This window comes from Lentzea kentuckyensis, from assembly GCF_002150765.1.
Taxonomy (GTDB): Bacteria; Actinomycetota; Actinomycetes; order Mycobacteriales; family Pseudonocardiaceae; genus Lentzea; species Lentzea kentuckyensis.
This window is the reverse complement of sequence record NZ_MUYM01000155.1, coordinates 1-1,330: the sequence shown is the minus strand read 5'-3', so window position 1 is coordinate 1,330 and position 1,330 is coordinate 1. Positions and strand designations below refer to the sequence as shown.

At 66.9% G+C, this 1,330-nt stretch carries 3 protein-coding genes; all 3 read left to right on the top strand.

Annotation, left to right across the window (positions count from 1 at the left end):
• The coding region (locus B0F77_RS44270; protein ID WP_245849469.1) for an isocitrate/isopropylmalate family dehydrogenase at positions 1-396 on the top strand (396 nt) is incomplete at its 5' end.
• A 220-nt stretch (positions 397-616) separates the two neighbouring features.
• Positions 617-901 carry an SH3 domain-containing protein gene (locus B0F77_RS44265; protein ID WP_143467243.1) on the top strand — a complete coding sequence of 95 codons (285 nt, stop codon included), beginning with the start codon at positions 617-619 and terminating at the stop codon, positions 899-901.
• Between the two features lie 174 nt (positions 902-1,075).
• On the top strand, positions 1,076-1,330 hold a 255-nt coding region (locus B0F77_RS44260), incomplete at its 3' end, for an AAA family ATPase (protein WP_143467242.1).

Sequence of the window (1,330 nt, the reverse complement as noted above, 5' to 3'; positions counted from 1 at the left end):
CAGTCCGACACGGTCGCGCAGGGCTTCGGCTCGCTCGGCCTGATGACGTCGGTCCTGATGACGCCGGACGGCAAGACGGTCGAGGCCGAGGCCGCGCACGGCACCGTGACGCGTCACTTCCGCCAGCACCAGGCCGGCAAGCCGACCTCCACGAACCCCATCGCGTCGATCTACGCGTGGACCCGTGGCCTCATGCACCGCGGCAAGCTGGACAACACCCCCGAGGTGATCCGCTTCGCCGAGGCGCTCGAGGAGGTCGTGATCGAGACCGTCGAGGCCGGTCAGATGACCAAGGACCTGGCCCTGCTGATCAGCAAGGACCAGGCGTGGCTGACCACCGAGGACTTCCTCGCCGCGCTCGACGAGAACCTCAAGAAGAAGATGGCGTCGTTCTGAGCCTCGTGCTGACGCTCGCCTGATTCACGCAGTCGAAAAGGCCACCCCGGTCACGCCGGGGTGGCCTTTCTCGTTGTGCGTCACCCGGTCGGTTCCTCTTGCGGGTGGTTGCCGCGCCGAGGCCTCCACACGGGCCTTCCAGCCGCTATATCTGCAGGTCTGGGCAGTTGCGGTAGGCGGAGGCAGCGCGATGTTGGGTGTACCGGTCAGGGGATTGATCGTGATTGGCGTGCTCGGGGTGGCCGGGGTGATGTACCTGACCAACGGCGGCAAGCCGATGGGCGGCGACAGCGGCGGGTCGGGGATCTGCAAGATCACCGTGACCGCGGACATCCTGAACGTCCGTTCCGGGCCGGGTGACATGCAGCCGATCGTCTCGACGATGCCGCGCGACGCGGTCGCCGACGCTCAGGCGCGCGTGGAGAACGGCTACCGGATGCTGAGTGACCGGCGCTGGGTGAGCCAGCAGTTCGTCGCGCTGACCAGCGACTCGACCTGCAAGTGAGGGACGCTCCGAAATTCTAGGTGTTTCCGGGTCCCGAAAGTCCTTTCGTCCGCCGGGTGGCCTCCATAGGATCGACCTGGCTGGACTAGGCAGGACGGCCCTGAACACGCCGCCACGTGTTCTAACTGCGTTGCGGCGAAAGGGCGTATCCAGGTGGCGGTCACGAGTTCCGTGGTGTCCGACCGCAATCGTGAGCTGACGGCGATCCGGCGCGTTCTCGACGAGGCGGCGCTGGGCATGCCCTCGGTCGTGTGCGTCGAAGGCCGCGTGGGTATGGGCAAGACGTCCGTGCTGACCGAGACCGTGCGGATGGCCCGCGAGCTGGGCTTCACGGTGTTCCGCGCGCAGTGTTCGGTGTCGGAGTCCCCGTTCCGCTTCGGTGTGGTCGCGCAGCTCTTCGAGAGCGAGGCCGACGAGATCCTCGACGGT